At 50.3% G+C, this 17,997-nt stretch carries 20 protein-coding genes and 3 pseudogenes; 5 read left to right on the top strand and 18 right to left on the bottom strand.

Translation table 11 applies throughout. The features are described 5' to 3' along the window. Positions 1–144 precede the first annotated feature (144 nt). Together AC4PR2_RS25960 and AC4PR2_RS25955 are read right to left on the bottom strand one after the other, a co-directional pair. Positions 145–1,143: pseudogene (locus AC4PR2_RS25960) on the bottom strand (IS110 family RNA-guided transposase). A 374-nt stretch (positions 1,144–1,517) separates the two neighbouring features. Further along, a complete protein-coding gene (locus tag AC4PR2_RS25955) occupies positions 1,518–1,655 on the bottom strand; it encodes a hypothetical protein (protein WP_228011754.1) in 138 nt (45 codons plus the stop codon). 51 nt (positions 1,656–1,706) lie between these two features. Between AC4PR2_RS25955 and AC4PR2_RS25950 the strand changes: the two genes are divergently transcribed. From AC4PR2_RS25950 to AC4PR2_RS25940, 3 genes are all read left to right on the top strand, one after another. Beyond that, positions 1,707–1,853, top strand: coding sequence for a hypothetical protein (locus tag AC4PR2_RS25950; protein ID WP_228011755.1), 147 nt, complete (start codon positions 1,707–1,709; stop codon positions 1,851–1,853). 2 nt (positions 1,854–1,855) lie between these two features. Beyond that, positions 1,856–2,266 carry an Exc2 family lipoprotein gene (locus tag AC4PR2_RS25945; protein ID WP_180547762.1) on the top strand — a complete coding sequence of 137 codons (411 nt, stop codon included), beginning with the start codon at positions 1,856–1,858 and terminating at the stop codon, positions 2,264–2,266. Between the two features lie 587 nt (positions 2,267–2,853). After that, a complete protein-coding gene (locus tag AC4PR2_RS25940; RefSeq protein ID WP_228011756.1) occupies positions 2,854–4,581 on the top strand; it encodes a colicin-like pore-forming protein in 1,728 nt (575 codons plus the stop codon). A gap of 23 nt (positions 4,582–4,604) precedes the next feature. On the opposite strand, the gene AC4PR2_RS25935 is transcribed toward AC4PR2_RS25940, so the two are convergent. The 13 genes from AC4PR2_RS25935 to AC4PR2_RS25875 form a co-directional block, all read right to left on the bottom strand. Further along, entirely contained in the window at positions 4,605–4,940 is a 336-nt protein-coding gene (locus AC4PR2_RS25935; RefSeq protein WP_180547763.1) for a colicin E1 family microcin immunity protein, read from the bottom strand. 280 nt (positions 4,941–5,220) lie between these two features. After that, positions 5,221–5,496: a hypothetical protein gene (locus AC4PR2_RS25930; RefSeq protein WP_228011757.1), complete on the bottom strand. Its 276-nt coding sequence runs from the start codon at positions 5,494–5,496 to the stop codon at positions 5,221–5,223. 77 nt (positions 5,497–5,573) lie between these two features. After that, positions 5,574–6,497 (bottom strand): DUF1281 domain-containing protein, encoded by a 924-nt coding sequence (locus AC4PR2_RS25925; RefSeq protein WP_180547764.1) that lies wholly within the window; start codon positions 6,495–6,497, stop codon positions 5,574–5,576. Positions 6,498–6,607: 110 nt separating this feature from the next. Further along, a complete protein-coding gene (locus tag AC4PR2_RS25920; protein ID WP_255399923.1) occupies positions 6,608–6,730 on the bottom strand; it encodes a hypothetical protein in 123 nt (40 codons plus the stop codon). Beyond that, positions 6,723–7,001 (bottom strand): TA system toxin CbtA family protein, encoded by a 279-nt coding sequence (locus AC4PR2_RS25915; RefSeq protein ID WP_089181295.1) that lies wholly within the window; start codon positions 6,999–7,001, stop codon positions 6,723–6,725. The genes AC4PR2_RS25920 and AC4PR2_RS25915 overlap by 8 nt, the downstream gene beginning before the upstream one ends. 11 nt (positions 7,002–7,012) lie before the next feature. Beyond that, positions 7,013–8,023, bottom strand: coding sequence for an ArdC family protein (locus AC4PR2_RS25910; protein WP_180547765.1), 1,011 nt, complete (start codon positions 8,021–8,023; stop codon positions 7,013–7,015). Between the two features lie 75 nt (positions 8,024–8,098). Beyond that, a complete protein-coding gene (locus tag AC4PR2_RS25905; protein ID WP_492175681.1) occupies positions 8,099–8,701 on the bottom strand; it encodes a DUF3085 domain-containing protein in 603 nt (200 codons plus the stop codon). Positions 8,702–8,787: 86 nt separating this feature from the next. After that, a complete protein-coding gene (locus AC4PR2_RS25900) occupies positions 8,788–9,273 on the bottom strand; it encodes a hypothetical protein (protein ID WP_180547766.1) in 486 nt (161 codons plus the stop codon). Positions 9,274–9,347: 74 nt separating this feature from the next. Continuing rightward, complete coding sequence (locus AC4PR2_RS25895; protein WP_180547767.1) at positions 9,348–9,926, bottom strand: hypothetical protein; 579 nt, start codon at positions 9,924–9,926, stop codon at positions 9,348–9,350. 95 nt (positions 9,927–10,021) lie between these two features. Beyond that, complete coding sequence (locus tag AC4PR2_RS25890; protein WP_180547768.1) at positions 10,022–10,396, bottom strand: hypothetical protein; 375 nt, start codon at positions 10,394–10,396, stop codon at positions 10,022–10,024. A gap of 88 nt (positions 10,397–10,484) precedes the next feature. Then, a complete protein-coding gene (locus AC4PR2_RS25885; RefSeq protein WP_180547769.1) occupies positions 10,485–10,823 on the bottom strand; it encodes a hypothetical protein in 339 nt (112 codons plus the stop codon). Positions 10,824–11,384: 561 nt separating this feature from the next. After that, positions 11,385–12,284, bottom strand: coding sequence for an integrase domain-containing protein (locus tag AC4PR2_RS25880; protein WP_180547770.1), 900 nt, complete (start codon positions 12,282–12,284; stop codon positions 11,385–11,387). 1,585 nt (positions 12,285–13,869) lie between these two features. Further along, positions 13,870–14,511, bottom strand: a complete 642-nt coding sequence (locus tag AC4PR2_RS25875; RefSeq protein WP_492175680.1) for a hypothetical protein — start codon at positions 14,509–14,511, stop codon at positions 13,870–13,872. A gap of 235 nt (positions 14,512–14,746) precedes the next feature. Here AC4PR2_RS25875 and AC4PR2_RS25870 point away from each other — a divergent pair. Beyond that, positions 14,747–15,006, top strand: a pseudogene (locus AC4PR2_RS25870) (IS5 family transposase); the annotation flags it as partial. A 189-nt stretch (positions 15,007–15,195) separates the two neighbouring features. Next, positions 15,196–15,579 carry a hypothetical protein gene (locus AC4PR2_RS25865; RefSeq protein WP_180547772.1) on the top strand — a complete coding sequence of 128 codons (384 nt, stop codon included), beginning with the start codon at positions 15,196–15,198 and terminating at the stop codon, positions 15,577–15,579. A gap of 54 nt (positions 15,580–15,633) precedes the next feature. Here the strand turns inward: AC4PR2_RS25865 and AC4PR2_RS25860 are convergent, their stop codons facing one another. From AC4PR2_RS25860 to AC4PR2_RS25850, 3 genes and pseudogenes are all read right to left on the bottom strand, one after another. Further along, positions 15,634–17,145, bottom strand: coding sequence for a conjugal transfer protein TraG N-terminal domain-containing protein (locus tag AC4PR2_RS25860; RefSeq protein WP_180547773.1), 1,512 nt, complete (start codon positions 17,143–17,145; stop codon positions 15,634–15,636). Continuing rightward, the gene (locus tag AC4PR2_RS25855; protein WP_180547774.1) at positions 17,142–17,513 is read right to left on the bottom strand and encodes a hypothetical protein; all 372 of its coding nucleotides are present in this window, start codon (positions 17,511–17,513) and stop codon (positions 17,142–17,144) included. Before AC4PR2_RS25855 ends, AC4PR2_RS25860 begins: the two co-directional genes overlap by 4 nt. Before the next feature lie 16 nt (positions 17,514–17,529). Continuing rightward, positions 17,530–17,997 (bottom strand): annotated as a pseudogene (locus AC4PR2_RS25850) (integrating conjugative element protein); the annotation flags it as partial.

Raw genomic sequence — 17,997 nt, 5'->3', positions numbered from 1 at the left:
GAGGCGGCATCACTGGCGCCGTAGTGAACCGGCCATTTTAATTGTCGCCGACCGGCCAAAATAATTGACGCGAGATACTCACAGGGTCTAACCCTTTATCATCAACAAGTTGCAGGTCAGATGGTTATACTGCTGCTTCGTGCTTTAACTGGCCGAGTACAGCCTGAATCATCACCGTAATTCAATGATGCCCAGCACAGCCTTGCGTTTTTGGCAGCGATGGCGACAACGGCACGCCAGTATCCTCTTCGCTCAATTAGCGAGCAAACCCAATGACTGAATGAGCCAGTCCTTTTTTCTTCACCAATCAGAACCGAACGGGCACCCTGAACCAGTAGCGTTCGCAGATACGAATCGCCCGCTTTCGTTATCCTGCCAAGCTGTGATTTTCCGCCACTGCTGTACTGCAATGGCGTAAGTCCGAGCCAGGCTGCGAGTTGGCGCCCATTCTTAAAATCATGCGCATTACCGATACTGGCGACCAGCGCACATGCCGTTGTGGGGCCAATCCCTTTCAGCTCCATCAACCTCTGACTGCGGTAGGATCCGATCGTATTCAGCGATGTTATCTTCAATGCGATTAATGTGTTCCAGCAGATCATCAACGCATTGCTGAACCTGAAACGGCAAGGAGTTCTTCTGTTCAGACACGATGTGGCGCAGAGCATCTGTACTCTGTGGAGCGATGATGCCAAATTCAGATATTAAACCTCTTAATCGGTTATATATTGCTGTTTTCTCTTCGATAAAACCCTGCCGGGTACGGTGAAGGCATTGCATCGCCTGCTGACTCTCATCCTTCACGGGCACAAACCGCATATGCGGGCGACGGACGGCTGTACAGATAGCCTGAGCATCAGCTGCATCATTTTTCCCTAATTTACCAGCCATGCGATAAGGAGAAACAAACTTTGCCGCCATCAGACGGGGTTCATGACCATATTGCCGGAACAGTCTTGCCCAGTAATGAGCACCGGAGCATGCTTCCATCCCGATAACACAAGGAGGTAAACCTGCAATCAGCTCAGGAAGTGCAGCACGCGATACTTTAGGTTTAACCAGAACAGTTCTGCCATTTTGGTCAACGCAGTGAACAGCGAATACATTTTTAGCAAGATCGATACCGACACTAGTGATGGTCATAACGAATCCCTCTGGGCTATGTTTACCCCATGATTGCACAACATTTAACCGGGCGCATATCCAGGGGAAGTCCCGTCCATTCGGAAAGCCTGTTTTTTGAACAGACTTAACTCCCGAAATGGGATGTATTCCCGCGCTATACGGTATTTTCAGGGATTTGACCTTAATCAGATACCCTAAATGTGATACAGCAAGAGCGACAACTTAAAAGCGATAGTCGCTGACGCAAAATCAATCCCTTACGAACCACAATTAGTTAAATAATGCGCTTAACGTACAAAAATTTCCGATCTCCAAACTGCCCCCTATTAGTACAATAATTTTCGATAACCAAACTGACCTCAGTAATATGTTGTGCCAATGGCGATCTTTGGCTAGTTTGGCCGCATGAAACCGAAAAATGCATTCTGCAGGTACGGCTTTCCGATGAGGAACACGCGCAGCTGCAGCTGCAGCTGCTGGATGCCGATGCCGATGCCGGTATGACCATATTCGAGCTGGTGCGTGCCCATATTGGCCGCATCCTGGCACGTAATTGCCGGGACGAACGCGAACGAGTGGCAATGCTAAACCGCATCAACGCCAACCTGAACATGATTGCCCGCTGTGTGAACACCTGGCGCATCAGTGCGTCGGCGGTCGAGGCAGTCAGTCACCTGATGGCCATCGAGCGCGCCGTGTTGGAATTGACGAGGGAAAACAAGGAGTAGTGATGAGAAAAATATTGGTTTTACTGGGACTTTCTGTGTTGCTGCTGTCGGGCTGTGTCGCTTCAGATGGACCAACCAAGAGCAGCCCGGAGAAGCATGCCACGCGCTATGCAAATGGTGTAGTTAACGTATTGCCTGTGAGTCGATCTGATGTTTACGAGAATATACTTCCTTTCCTGACAAGTATTTATCACGAGGGTAAAGAAGATCGGGTTGAGGGAATACCGGAGCCACAGGCAAAGGAGAAACGAAACTCTTACTACAGCCCCGATTTTTTTAAAGGGTATGACAAGCATTATGGTGATGTCGGTATTGATTTGGAAAATAAAGAAAAAGGCATTAATTACAGGCTCAAAGACTTGCTTGCCCGTGAGGCCTCGGCGACCTACTGGGACGGATACATGGGGCGTTGAGCTGATGATTATTGGCTTCTCCCGGAACGGCACCGGCGGGCATGGGCCGGTCGAGTACATCACCAGTCAGGAACGGGCGGGCCGTGAAGCGCACCCGCCGCAAGTCCTGCGCGGCTCTCCAGACAAACCCGCCTGCTGATAGATTTCCTGGCGTTCGAGCACCGGAACACCTCCGGGATGCTGTCGTTTGCGCTATCTCCACGACGACCATCACGAGCTGCACTTCTTCACGCCTCGCGAGGAGCTGAGCACTGGCAAGAGCCTGAACATTCGGCCGCCGGGGAGATGGCCAAACAGACTTTCGATGACCTGCGCAGCGAAGTAAGCGCAAAATACGGCCTCAGCGACCCAAAGACCTGTCAAGGGTAAAAGACGTGGCTACGTGTAATGACGCCTGACCACATCCTGAGAATTGCCGCAGAAGCCCGATACCCCCAACTATAGCATTACGGCCTGCTAATCTTTTCTCACATTATGTAAATGATAACTACTATCATCCATTGACAGTCCATAGATAAGCGCGTAACTTTCTTTATTACTGTATGCATATACAGCACTTATTGTTGAAATCAAGAAGGAGTTTAACGATGGCTAAATCAGGATTGGCAGACAGTGACGGCCTTGAATGGAAAAAAATGCTTGAGCTTGGGTATGAATGGAACGGTGAGTCGTGGGGCTGGCCGACAACGGGCGTCGATACGCCGCCCGGCATAGGAGATACGGAACCAGGGATGACTGTTTGGCCTTCAGGGAGTACTCCCCCAAGCGGTTACACCAACCTCAACGGATATGGCACCAACTACGTCGCCGGACGTCCTGACTCATTGGGGGTTGCGGCCAATGCCAAAAAGGCAGCGCAGTTCGAACAGGATCTAATATTCTTTCAGAACGTGGAATCCGACGCGTCACAGAAACTCGAGGCAGCGCGTCAGCGCATGCGAGTCCTGAGCGATGAGGCCAGCCGCTTAACCGGTGCGAATAAGCTCAGGAAGGAAGCAGAGCAGGCAGTTGCCTCGGTGGATGAAATGGCGCAGGAAATTACGCTTGATGAAGCCAAAGCCAACAAACTGAATGCCGACTTTGAAGTCTCTTTCGCCCGCTGGCGGGAGAATCCGCGTGATGTTCGTCTCGATGGCGACCGGCAGAAACGGCTGATGGACGAGCGTGACGCACTGCGGAACGGTATTCCGGTGAAACAGAGTGAAAAAGACCTGCGCGTGGCCCGCCTCAACAAGCTGATGGCGGACGTTGCGGCGCTGGATGCGGGGCAGGATGTACGGGAGGTGAATGCCGCGCGTGAACTGGAAGACGTTCGCAATCAGGCTAACGCCCTGGAGCAAGAGCGGCAGCGTCTGGAGGGGGAGGTCAGCAGCAAAAACGCCCAAGCTGCCCATGAGCGAGAAGAAGAAGCCAGGAATCTGACGCTGAAGGAAAAAATTGTTACGCCTGGCGATGCGTTGAGTCTGGAGCAACGCAAGTGGGAAGAAGACCGATGGAACGACGCGCAGAGGAACAAGGCGGAAGCCGAACGGCTCTCGGGAGAAGCGGCAGCCAGTCAGGGCTCACTGGATGATGTGAATCGCCGGTTGTGCGAAGCACGGAGTCAGGAAAGTCAGAAACAGCAACAGCTGAACGATGTTCAGGCGCAAATCGCGGCGGAAAAGGCCGAAGCGGCTCGACGTCAGGAAGAGCAACGTCAGCGTGAAGAGGCTGCCCGTAAAGCCAAGGAAGAAGCTGAGAAATTAGCTCGAGAGGCAAAAGAAAGGGAGGAGAAAGAAATACAAGATGCTGTTAAATTTACTGCGGATTTTTATAAGGAAGTTTTCAAGGTTTACGGAGAAAAAGCTGAAAAGCTTGCTAAATTATTAGCAGATCAGGCTAAAGGAAAAAACGTTCGCAATGTAAATGATGCGCTGAAAGCCTATGATAAATACAAGGCAAACATCAACAAAAAGATCAATAAAAAAGATCGCGAAGCCATTGCAAAAGCTTTGGAATCGGTTGACGTTAAGCAAGCGGCTAGGAATATAAGTAAATTTGGTAAAGGGTTAGGCTATACTAGCCTTGCTATCGATGCTGCAGAATGGGCCGGAGCTTTAAAAAAGGCAATAGAAACTGATAACTGGCGCCCATTTTTTGTCAAAACAGAAGCTATTGCTGCAGGCATGGCCGCCTCTGCGGTTACGGGTTTTGCGTTTAGTATTATCCTAGGAGGACCAGTAGGGCTATTGGGCTATAGTCTAATAATGGCAGGAGTTGGTGCGTTAATAGATGATGATGCAATGGAACAAGTGAATAAATTTATCGGCATTTGAGTTTTAATTATAGAAAAGGCTGCTTACTTGCTAAGTAGCCTTTTCATAAAAATAACAAAAACAAATATCGTTATTATTGGCATTGATAATAAAAAAACGGTCCCATAGTAAATCGCCAGCCCGCCCATTTTCCCAGGCGTATCCATAAACAAGCCTCTACTCCAAAATTCTTTTGTCGTGAAGGTCAATACAAAACTTTCCACTATCCATTTTGAAACAGGATAAAACACCAATCCTAAAGTGCTCACCGACAATAATATATATTTATAATTAAACTCATCCCCCCAAGACAAGTAAAAAAAACATAAAAACATAAAGCATCCAAAAGGCATATTTCGGATATAGTATTTCTTATTCATTTGCCCTCCACGGAGCTAGCTATTTAAATTAAGCGTAAATGCAATCACCAGAAGTATCCTTTCGCTCTATTAAAGTAGTAAACGCCATTCCATCTCCATTAAACACAAAGTGTGGGTTGATATAATAAAACCCTTTTCTGAGGGTCTTTGCAATAATTTTGCTAGTTTCTAGTTCGGGGTGTTACGCCGGAACCCCAAGTAGGGGGCAGTTTGGCCATCATGGATGCCACACTCCAGGGCGTAAAAAACTGCCCACGATGTCTATCACCAAGCTCCAGATTCATGAAAGCCATGCCAAAAAATCACAAGGTTTAGCGGCCAGTGCTATTTGTACAAGAGCAAGTAAGTGCGCCAGGCGTTCGACATCCTCACGTTCATACCCTTTGATGAGCCACATGTACTGCTTCTCCAGCACGTCGTCCGGAAAAAAGCGGTTGTGTATTGCTATCGCGCTGCACTGAACAAAGCCAGAAATGACCTTGTACCGGTGTTGGTAGCGTGCCGTTTGGCCAAAGAGACCGATGAATTGGTTTTGTGCTTCAGTAAACGTCAGCATGGTGAACTCCCCCACGGGAAAAAAAGGCCACCGGGATACCGGTGGCCATACGTTAGTGCTTCAACAAAAGACGGTGATTAGCCGGCGGCTGCATTCGGTGACAACGGCACAGAATCCTTATCGGCGTAGGTCAGGTGGATCACCTCACCAGCCTCAACCTCAGCCGCTATTCGTCCACCGTCGACATGCTCACCACGGTCGTAACGATCGTAGCCACTGCGTTCCGCATCAGGCATATACCAGGTATGTTCCACCTGGCAGCTGAACTGCTCCGACACTGTCCCGATAACCTCGCCGGCTGGCGGGTACCATGGGGAATCAAAGTGCACTGTCAACGTGTTAATGCCATCCCGTACACAGCCGACATTATGGCCTGCCGGCCATTCGACGCCGTACTGTCGACCATAGAGCTCGACAGTGGTCGGCACATCACGCAGCAGTCCACCAGAGCCATTCAGTTCGGTCGCCAGACGCGTCGGGATCAGCATCAGCATATCGCACGGTGCAGTATATTCAGGCATCATCCCCAAACGTTCCCAGCAGATGCCGGCATCGATATCAGGGCTAACCCCCACCAGACCGAACCAGTCCGCATACTGGCGAGAAAGCACATCCTCCATACGCGCCTTCGCCACGTTGGGGATGCTTTCCCATTTAACCGCATCGATACCCGACTGGCGGTAGAGTCGCTCTATCAGGCGAATGTTCTCGCCCGTTAACGGCACATCCGCCTTCAGCAACCCGAACCAGTGTTCAAAGGCCAGATTCTGAGGCGATGCAATCCCCGGCTGCGTTAACAGTGCCGGGTAAGGCACGTAAACACCGGGTTTTGTTGTCGCCGGCTTCAATATGCCGGCACACCCGGCCAGGAACAGCCGGCAGCTTTGTTGAACAGCATGACGGTATTCAGGGACAACATGGCCATTGACCCATTGCTGCAGTTCATCAACAAAAACGGATTGGCCAGTGCTCACTAAACGGTTATTGCACCAGTTCGACATGGTCGTTCTCCTCTTCTTACAAGAAAAAGAGGGAGCTTTCCCCAACGGGGGAAAGTCTCCCCCGTTGGGTTAGGTGTTACCTCATGATGGCCAGGACGCTGATCCTGTCCTTAGTGGGCTTGCTCGCCATAGTGAGCCCGGTATACCTGATGTTCGTCGCCATTAGCGACCAATCCCAGCTGTACCTCAGGGTCAACGGTTATCTGCAGCCCCTTGTTGGTGGCTTTAGTCACCGGTTATCTCCTGTTCTGTTTCACCGATCACGCCCAGCTCTTCCACCTGGCGCAGATACGGTGATGATGAGGTAAAGGGATTGGCGCCAAGGCGAACCAGGTGGTATTTATCCACCAGGTTGTTGATCGCCTCAAACGGCCGCACCCCCGCTTCCTGTAAAGCCTTCACGCACTCCGCTTCACACAGATCGGTATCGTTTAACGCCAGGCCAAAATATTTGGCCAGTAACCTGCCGGCAATGGTCTGCCAGTAACGTTGTTCAATCGTCATCACCAGACTCCTCATGCCGCAACGGCTGGATCGGTTGTCACCGGGTCCGCCAGGGGCTTCAGCAAAAATTCTGACGCCTCACGGGCCTGTTTGGCCGCACGAAACAGCGCGCGCTTGTCCTCTCGCAATACCTTGAGCCAATGCTCGAGGTAGCTGTCGTGCTGGACGTCGCCAAAGACGCCGAGCTGCGCGCACATAAAAGCACTGCCCAGCTCCGCCACCAGTTCCTCAAACGCGTACACCGGGTCGCCGAACCTCCGGGAAGAAGACGTGATCCCTTCCCGGTTAAGCCGTTTAGCATGGCCGGTGCTGTGCACCAGTTCATGCAACAACGTTGACCAGTAATCCGCCTCAGTCCGAAATTGCTGAGCCTGTGGCAGGACAATCTGGTCCCGGAGCGGGGAGTAAAACGCCCTGTCCTGGTAGGCCTGTTCAACCCGAACACCGCAGGCCTCAACGAGGGTGTTAACCTGAGCCTGCGTTTTCGCATCAACCGACGCATCACCCTCATCCGTCTCGGTTGCCGGCATAACGCCGACAACGATCTCGGGGAGGTTGTCGCATTGGGCAACGTTAAACAGGTACAGCGGCTTCAGCATGGGTATTCGCGTTTTCAGCGGTTTTCCCTCTTCGTCAAACAGCTGCCGGCCATCAGCATCCTCCACCTGCTTATCCCAGGGTTTGAATACCACAGCCAGGGTTGCCGTCTCGCCGGCACGTACATGGCCACCGACGGCCTCCGCCTGTTTATAAGTCAGCCAGCGATTGGAGTGAAAACCGCGCTCTTCCGCAGCTATCCACAAGAGCAGCACATTTACGCCGCTGTAGTGGTAACCCGTCGTGCCGTTCTGCGGCATAACAGACCCGGTATAAATCCGGTTCCGGTCAGTCCGCCAGGGCTTGCGCCAGGGTAAGGTGCCACGCTCAATGGCGCCGATGATACTGTCCGTGACCTGTTGGTACAGGTCTGGTCGTTCGCGACGGGCTTTTGCCGGCCGGCGTGATGGTGATGTTTTCTTCATGGAATGCTCCTCAATGAAAAAGGCGCATTCCTCCCCTGGCGGCGAAGAATACGCCCCAGGGGACAGGAAAAGTGGTTAGAGCGCGGGGTAACGCAGTGCCCCTTTCGGATTCACTGTGTCAACACGCTGTTTCAGCCGTTCGAACAGAGCCAGGTAATCAGCCCGATCGGCGGGTTTTGCCCGTTTGCAATCGGTATGACAGGCCGTGGCCAGCAGGTTGATGGCCCGCTCACGCCAGTGTTTAAACTCATCCTGGCTGACGCAGACCGAGTAATGGACCTCGGCCAGCTGCTGCATGCGCGCGGTCACCCGGCGATAATCGGCGACACACACCCAGTTAACCGTGGCAACGTGCATATAGACCGTTTCGGGTAACAGGTGGATCCAGAGCTCATGGCCTTGCGACAGTATTCGTTCGATACAACTGTCGTTCAGCACCAGCTCCTCGCCAAAGTCGTCGCCGCCGGCAAGCTGCCGGGACGTTTCATACCAGGCCTCATCCTTGTCAGGATGACACCCGTCGGCATACGCCAGGTGTTTGATACGGCCGGTGGCGTTTCGTTCGCCCACGGCCGGCATCAGATAGACGCCATTATCCTTGGCCAACACCAGCGCACACTGATTGGCGCGCACTTCAGCCACCACGGCGCGCAGTTCTGCAGGGTTAAAATGCAACATGATAAGTCTCCTGAGTTGCGGAGACGGACTTCCCCGGGAGGGAAAGCCCCTCCAGGGAAATGAAACGTTTTGGTCAGTGGGTGGTGTTACCACGAAGCCCGGAAGTAAAGGTGGTCCAGACTGAAATCAAAACCGGCAAGAACGCTGTTAACGTACTCCCTCAGTAAATCGACCTGCGTCCAGTAAATACCGCCGTAGTCACGCGATTCAGAAGGAAACTCTTCATGGCAGTTCGCTTCATTCAGCCGCGACAGACACAAATCCAGCATCTGGACGTCGTTGCGGTCGAACGCCATCAGCTCACCGCTTGTGACCTCCCCGACACTGTTGTCCACCCAATGCATCAACGCAGTAAACCCGCGAAAATGACAGGTGTGAACCAGCAGCGGCGGATGGTAGTGGTTACACGTTTTGTGGTTGTATATTCGCGGCGCCTGCGCACAATCACCGCCGTCCTCCAGCCACGCTGGTGAACACGGCACCCAGTCACCGACGGGTGTCCAGTCGCCGTTTACCGGCAACATCGGATAGTCAGCCTTACGCTGACGGAAAAAGTTGATATCAAGCCCCATGGGTCACTCCTCTCGGTATACGGACAGGAGCTCCCCTGCAGGGAAGCCCTGCCGGGTGAATCAAAAAATCGCGACTATGCCGCCGAATGCGCCTGATTCAGACGCACGGCCAGCACTTCATCCATGCCGACAATAACGCGCCAGCGACAAAGCAATTCATCGGGATCATCGTTATGACTGCTATACCCTTCCAAATGGTAAAGAATGGAGTCATCAGCCAGTGCCGCCTCATCCACTTCACCCGGAGCAAGAAGTTCCGGGCGTTTAAGGTGGTGGCGCAACCAGAGTAGTGGCAACTCCCATCCTGGATTTTTGGAAAGTCTGGAGTCGTTCCGCTCTATCCGTACAGAGCCAGGGCACAGGTTATGAATCAGTATCAGAACCAGTCGGTGAAAAAAATCAGGGCGCTGAAAGAACCCCACACGTTCTTCGACGTAAGGCATCGGTTGCATCGGGATATTTACCTCTGCTACCGGTGATACACGTAAACCGGCCGTTTCGAAGATCATGCCATCAAACAGCTGACCGGCTTCCGTGATACCTTCTGGCCGGGCCTCTTCAGGCAACAACCAGAACACCTCGGTCACCGCCAGGGTGAAATCAATCCATGCGTCCTGGGACGGTGATGCGACAAAATAAACGTTCATACTCACGATAAATCCTCCGGTAACAAAAAATTGGGGGGATTTATCCCCCGGACGGGAATAAATCCCCGTCAGGGTGTGTGTCTGTCAGGCTGCCGTGCCGATCACCAAACCTCGAACTCGCCAATCGCAATGTCGGCTTCGACATCGCGCTTGCCTTGCTCCACGGCCTGCGCCCAATAAGACGCGTGAATATCTTTGCTCATTGTATCCAGACGAGCCATAAGCGCTTGCCCGTTAGCGGAAAGTGTCGATATATAGCCGTACTGCATGACCAGCAGGAAACCCCCAAAGGCCTCACCCGCATTGATAACGGCATTTTCCACATCATTCAGCTCAGTGGGGTCTTCACGTTCAAGACCCAGTCCCAGACGCTGGCAAGCCCGGATACTCATGAGCTTGCCTTCCACCAGGCAAAGGAAATGAAACGCATCAAGCGCGGTTTTCACGTCAAGTACGTTGGGTAACGGGGTATGCATCGATAAATCCTCCATAAAATGCCGAGGGATTTATCCCCATAACGGGTGTAAATCCCCGTCAGGGTATTAAGTGGGTAAACCGACCGCTCTAAAAGCGGTAACGCAGTCTGGCCAAATGCTCAGCATGTTGACTAGCGAGTCGGTAAGCTTTTCTGCGCTCGGTATGCTTGCAAGACAGCACAATGTGGGTGCTTGCGTAGGTATATTCGCCTTTGTACCACCCCTTGCGCAGCGTCAGTAACGCGCTGACCGAACCATCATCACTGCAGATAACATGCGCGCGAACGGCAAAATTACCTGCTGCATTGACGTACCAGTCAGTAAAACGCGGCGGCGCCATGCAAAAAGGTATTCGCTGGACAGCCGATTTGACACGGTGCAGAGTTGAGAAGAAATCAGGAACAACTGAAGAAGTAAAAACAGACATGGTGTTTCTCCTGTAAAAAAAGGGAAACACCGCTCCCAGGGGAAAGGTATTTCCCTTGGGATTTGATTGCGTCACGCGCAACCATCATTGGTAAGAAAGTTAAGCCTTGTTCATCAAAACTGAGATGGCATCTACTCTCAAAGGCGGGCAGATGTACTACACCGTAAACGGCGTGCTTCCTTTCAAGCTACGGAAGCGTTTTTTGCCACTACCCGAAGGCGATCCTCACAAGCGACAGGATCATTGGTGGCTGTCGACTGACAGCTAGGTCACCCGAAGGCGCTCATCACAGACCCACTGAGCATTGGTGGTTGTCCGAAGACAACGAGTAAGCTTGTTTATTTTCCGAGCTAATCGCTAATCTGTCAAGAGGCCATGCGCACCTGTTTTTGGAATAATATTTCCTGTTATCCTAATAACGTAACGTCTCAGTACCATTATCATTTTGAGGTCGCAGCCCTGTGAGAGCTGCGACCGTTATGTACGAACCATCATATTCACGTATACCGTTGAGAAAATTTTAAATTAATAAAACCCCGCGCACTTAAAGAAATTAATCCGTTACTCCACATCACCTTTGAAATAGACTTGCTTAATGTAACGACCCCTGCCATCCCCATGTCCCAAATCCATCGATACCAATGCCTCCGCTTCTACACGACTCATTCCATTTTTAACATGATGAGTCACCGCATCGCGTGAATAAGCGTATCGCAAACTATGGGGAGCATCTTTCCCTGTCATTCCTGCTTCACGTACAATATTTCGATAACGTTCTATTGCTGTATGCAATGAAGGTTTATCAATCAATTTTCCATTGTGGTCATCACAATGCTTTATTGCAGCATCTAAAATAGATAAAACCTTCTCACGATTAAAAATAGTTGTATCGCGAGGCCGACCTCCTTTTGTACCAAAAACAACCCGAACACGCTCGTCGCCATTAATTAAAGCCTGCCGCCATGTTTTTAATGACTTTGCTGACTGAACAGTTTCTTCCGTTCGCAAACCTACATAGCGAGACAACTGAACACCCAATGCTACCCCTGCGTCTTTTTTTAAGACGTGATTTATGACAGCAGTTAACTTCTCATCCGAAATGGGAGCTTTTGTTCCATCACGGTTAGCACCTGAAATCCCTAAAGCCTGGTTGCTCAATTTCTCATGGTTGGGATCGGCCAGTTTATTCCGCGCCGCAGCGGACATGATTGAACGCACGGCTGCCATCTCGTTTTGCAATGTGCGAAGCGATATATTCTCAGCCTGCCGGCTACGAATGTACTTTTCGATATGGGTCGTTTTAATGTGTTTTACATCCCTGATTTGAATATTCAACTTTGCCAGACGTTCAGAAAAACGGTCTGCAATTCTGGAACGGTCAGCAACGGTTTTAAAGCTCCCTCGTCCCTGACGAGCTAGCGTGACAAGTTGTTTTCCCAGCTGTTTACCGAATCTGGACATCTTAATACCTCCAATGGGATACACGTCCTTCTGCTTTTAAAGAAGCAGACGGATCTGTACCTCAGTAATTTCAACCCCGACGACACGGTTGCTTTTGCGCTTCCTGCGTCTCGACTGGTATCTGTGCATCGGGGCGGCGAAATGTTGAGTTCTTGCGAGGCACCCCAGATCTCTGATCTGTTTGCTGCTTATGCAGAGCTGACTTTCGTCAAGCTGCCTCCAACACTACTGTTCGTAGTGTCGCCATCGATACCGAGTCGATTTCCTCCTTTTTAGATAGTGAAACGTTCAAAACGGGCTTCCCGTCGTAATTACGTTGAAGTGAATGAGTGTTTAAAACCGTACTGACACGGACTACATGTTGGTCAGATGGTAGTAAAACGTTGAAAGCCACGTCGTGCGTGGTTTGAGACGTTATGCGCTACGCGCGTCACTTGGTAGTGTCTTCGCCACTTCACAAGTGACGCGCGCTCCTCTGCTCCCAATGAGACTCACGTAAGCAGCCAAATGTACCCATTGGCTTTATACGTTCGTTCAAAGGTTGCATCGTCGGCAACACGTCATAAAAGCCTTTAACAGCTTTAAAGAGGTAAGCGATATCAGTCAGTTGTGACTGATTTATCCAGGCAAGGACTGCCCAATGTAGATGTGTGCCTGGCTAGTTAGCACCAAGGCATTGAGAGACTTTTCAGCAGCCTTAACCGCCCCGAATACTACGTTATGCAGGCGATATCTGCTCCCAAAGGCGGGCAGATGTACCACACCATATATGGCGTGCTCCCTCTCAGGCTACGGAAGCTTTCTTTTGCCATCACCCGAAGGCGATCCTCGCAGATGGCCAGATCATTGGTGGCTGCCTATCGACAGCAGGGTCACCCGAAGGCGCTCATCACAGACCCACTGAGCATTGGTGGTCGTCCTAAGACGACAGTACAACGTAGATAGATTAAATGATCTGACCAAATGTCGTCAATCACAACAAGTTAACTATCAAACTAATCATCATATTTTACGTTGATTATATTTTAATACGTACCAACCGAGAAAATAAAAAGCGAGGCATACTCTCGCTTTAAAAAAATTGAAAAACACTGACCCTATATAACCAATACATTTAATGCCCTAAAATCAACGAAGGCACCGTTCTGCTTCAAATAATCCTCGCCGACCAACTGAGGATGATATACCATGTTTTCATTAAATTCAGAGTGATGTTGAAATTAACAGCGACCAATGATTGATGGGATATTATTCACAATTCCATATGTAGTGGCAAACTTAAGGTCGATAATTTCCATATTTGGCGTCGTCAGCCATGCATGTAAATTTATCGTTCCAACACCTGACATCGGATTACCCAATTTACTTTTCAACCCTTTCTCGCTTGTATAAAAAACTGCTCTCTTTTCATAATATAACAAAGCGGAGCTTGCAAAGATTCCTCTAAAGCATCTTGAACGAAATACATATATCCAACGCATTATTGTGAGAATTTTTCTTGAGTATGCCTTGAAGAAATACCATGAATGATTTTTAACATTTAAAACCAGCCTATAGGAAAGGCTTTCCATAGGCTGGTTATAACTTAGTTAAGCAGTTTTGCTAACCAATTCCTTTTATATCGAGAACCAATTTCTTTTTCTAATACAGCATTATAACTATTGAACAACTCATAGTAATTATTGTTAACTTTTCTTTCAAAATCCGCATTAAAAACAAAAAAGGACATTAAAGGTTTGAAAACAGTATTTATTGCTTCACCAGTCTTTTTAGAAGAAGAAAATCTTTCATCAGTCAGATCCCCTGCAATAAAGAACTCATTAATTATTTCAGAAACATTTAAACCTGAAAGAAGTGTTTTAACTTTTTCCTTTTCGTTATTCAATTCGGCATCAAGCTTTGTAAGAGATTCGTTTAATTTATTATTGTAGCTATGAAATTCATCTACAGTTCCTGTCACCAATGCTATATTGATGAAGTCCTGGTACATTTCCTGTCTACATGCAACAAGTTCTTTATGATGATTATCAGAGTTATCATTATATTCATAAGCCTTTTTGAGCAAGGCCAGTAAATAGGTTCTATATTCTTCTGTTAACCTTGGGCCTGAGCCATCTTGATTGGCATTATATCTATCAATCAACTCATTATAAATATTGACCTTTTGGATGTGGTCATTAGATAATAATGCTGAAACATTGCCACATTGCCTTTCCTTCTTTATCAACGGTTAATAATACTCTTTCATGATATCCGATCTAAAGTTTAAGTCGCCCTTATATGATTCAAGTATGACCCCGAATATTAAAGTCCCTATCACTAATGGTATTAGACCTAAAAGTAATGATTTAAAGAAAGATTCATTGAGAGGCTTGCCCATATATCCATCCTTAATGTTAATATAAAAAGCGCAACATAAATAATGAAAACACAAGCTTACATTAACATGTCAATTCTTACCAGGTAATGCACTACGCAACGAGCTGAAAAGAAAAACATAAAAGCAGTTACCCCACGAAAGCCCAATGAAAAGCTAGCGTTGGACGGACGTTCACAGCTCGATCGTGAAACCTATCGTAATCGCAATGTTGTGGAGAGGTACTTTGGTCTCCTGAAAGAATACCGTTGCATCGTCACACATTACGACAAATCAGCGAGGAATTATTTAGCAATGGTGAAACTGGACTGTACCCGACTGCTTTACAGAAGATTATACAATTAAGAGGCACGGCCTAGCCTTTTCAATAATTAGTGCGGTGTCCGCCGAACTGATGCTTATCAGCTCTGTTTTGTCTAGGCAGAATCAGAAAGGCAATGGTGTGCATCAGCCACCTACGGAGTCAGGCAAATAGCCATTGATTGTTATTTAAGCTATAGTACTCAAACAGCTAAGCAGGCGTATGGAGGCATTATGAGCCAAGCCAGAGATCAACAGGCCTATCAAAGAGGCATTTGGGCAGCCCGCAAGTGGACACGCCTGAAAGACACGATCATGAGGTGGGATCGACACTGCGTGGCTAAGGCACGAAAGCACAGGCTTCCTGCTTGGATAGGACATGTTCCGATTGTTATCGCTCTCATCGGTTCGGTCACAGCTATGCTGTTCGGGGGACTTCTCGTTGCTGGAAGTATGCTTTTTATTTGGGCGATCGCGTTTATTCTTCAAAATGTCGCCCCATCTGATGAGAATACATTCGATGAAGAAAGGGCTTCTGGTCCATCAATCAGGCATGGTAATGACGGTTACGGTTATTACTCAAGCTCTGATGATCTCACTTCAGAACGGCTTGATTGAACCGTAAAAATACGGGGAGCATACTTGCGTATACTCCCCATAAAAGCATCGATATTACAATTTAACGGATTTTTTGAGTGTATTAACTGCATCTCCCCCAGTTTCTTGGGCTTTGGAAACGCCAGTTCTTAAAGCACTACCAACTGCCTGCCCGATACTAACCCCAGCCCATGATAATGCCCCAAGCCACACTGCTGGCAACACGATAAACACACAGCCCATCACCAGGTTCATGATCAGGTCATCGGCACTATTCTGGAACCCGGCTACATTCCAGCGGCTGTGCGAGTCCGAACTGTACAATGCCTCCAGTAACCAGCTATCCAGCCAGCGCGCTAGTTCCCACCAAAACGTCAGGAAATTGAGCGCAAACACCACAAACGTCACGGTGATCACCGTCTTGTACTCATAGGCTGCAAAGGCCAGGATGAGCGGCACCATGATATAGACCGCCATCAGCAGTACCGCCTGTACCATCGGCAACGCCTGACGCATGGCATCAAATGCCGGATATGCCGCCAGGCTCCCCAGCGCGGTTCCGCCCAGTGACGAGAGCCGGTTAACCGAGTTGTCCAGGGTAAAGTCTGCATTGCCGCCGTAGCCGGCATAAGCACGTCCCCCCTGGGAGACCGTCAGGTTATCCGGGCTGACCAGGCGACGTATCACGGCTTCCTTATAATCTGCATCCGGTTGCCCCATCATCTTCAGCGCGGCAGACATCCGCAGCATGACGCCCGGGTCAACCTGTTTCACCACGCGGGCTGCCAGCCCCGTTTCGCCGGCTGACCACCACTCACTGCAGGTCGGGTATCCACCTCTCCCGGTGTTTGGACGACCGCTGTCACGCCCCTCATTCCAGGGGAAGCTGGCGCGCGGAGTTTTCGACTGCAGGTTGTTGTAGTACCCGCCGTTCAGGAAGGTTTTCGACCCCAGCCACTCGATATCACGTAACGTGGCCTTGTCGGTCGTTTGTCCCTGGTCGCGGTTCTGCCAGGTATACAGCGCCAGCGCATAACAATCGTTGGTGAAGTCCTGCAGCTCCTTCGCAAGCCCCGGGTTATTGACCCGGCTGTGCTGAACCTCAAAACGCACCTGTCGCAGGTCCGGTCGACACGGGATCGTGGCCACCGCCGCCGACGTGATCCCTTTCGACAGTTTATGCACCACCAACCACCACACCGGTACCTTCGCCGTCTGGCCGTTCATACTCGATACGATGTTGGCGTAGCCCGTTTCATCCGGCTTCTTTGGGGTCCAGGTGCCACAGGTCGCCGCCCGACTGCTGTCATACTTGATAGTGTCCAGGCTGACATTCATCAGCGGCAGACAGCAGGCCAGCATCACAACGAATGCCCCGTAGAGCAGGTTTTCGATGCGTGGCAGAGACAGCATCCCTTTGTTGCCCTCATCCTCCCCTTCCTCACGCACCTTCAGCCAGATGGCCGCCACCTTGAACAGCAGCGGCAGCACAAACAGCCCCGTACTGACCAGCAGCTCCCACAGGCCGTTGTTAATCAGCCAGCCAAGCAACGTCAGGAAATACTCCAGATAGCTGTTGGTCATCATAACGACAGCCCTCCACCAAAGAGACTGTATTCACAGGCCAGGGCAAATACCGCGCAGGCAATGGCCATGCGTTTGAGGGGTTGCCGGTATTCTGGTTTGCAGCCAGGGGCATGCCAGATTTTCCAGAACCCCCAGGCCAGCGCGGCGTAAAGCACCAGACGCCAGCTAAGCCAGCCATAGCGTGTGCTGTGCACCCAGTCACGCAGCGCGGCACTCTCTCCCGGGTGATTAACACCCCAGTGAGCCATGCCCAGCGCCACTATCATCACCATCACCAGCATGCCCAACATCTGCAGAACACGCTTTGCCCGCAGACCAAACCGGCGCCCCCTGACGTGCGTCACCGCTTTTTTCTCTGTTCCGGTCATTGATTCATCCTCACGATTACTGGTCGCTTTCCGGCACGGCCAACTGGTTGAACTTGGTATCCGGGCTGTCAACTGACTGACGCTGCGGGTTGGTTTCCGCCCGGTTGTTCTCCCTGTCGATGATGGTCAGCACCGCGTTACGCGCAATCTCACGCTTCATCTCCATCTCGTTCTTGAGCGCCGTGATCTCACGATCCAGCGCCTCGATACGCCGATCGCCTTCTTCAATCGCGACTTTCTGCGCAGAGGCGTTCGGCTCAGACATCCCAGTGGTGATCATGCGCCGCATGATAAAGGCTGTTTCGATGGTATCCGCCATCGCCAGTTCACTGGCCAGACGCCCAACCAGAGCGGCATTATCCGGATCGCGCTGCAGTGCCTTGATAACGCCGGCGGTCACTGCCAGACTGCCCGTTTTGAGTTTGGCCAGGTTGCCCGCGGTGGGTTTTTCTGCCCCGTTGACCAGTCTGGCCAACTGTTCGTT

The organism is Serratia sp. A07 (assembly GCF_058725505.1).
The sequence above is the reverse complement of the archived record's forward strand: the minus strand, read 5'-3'. Positions and strand labels throughout refer to the sequence as shown.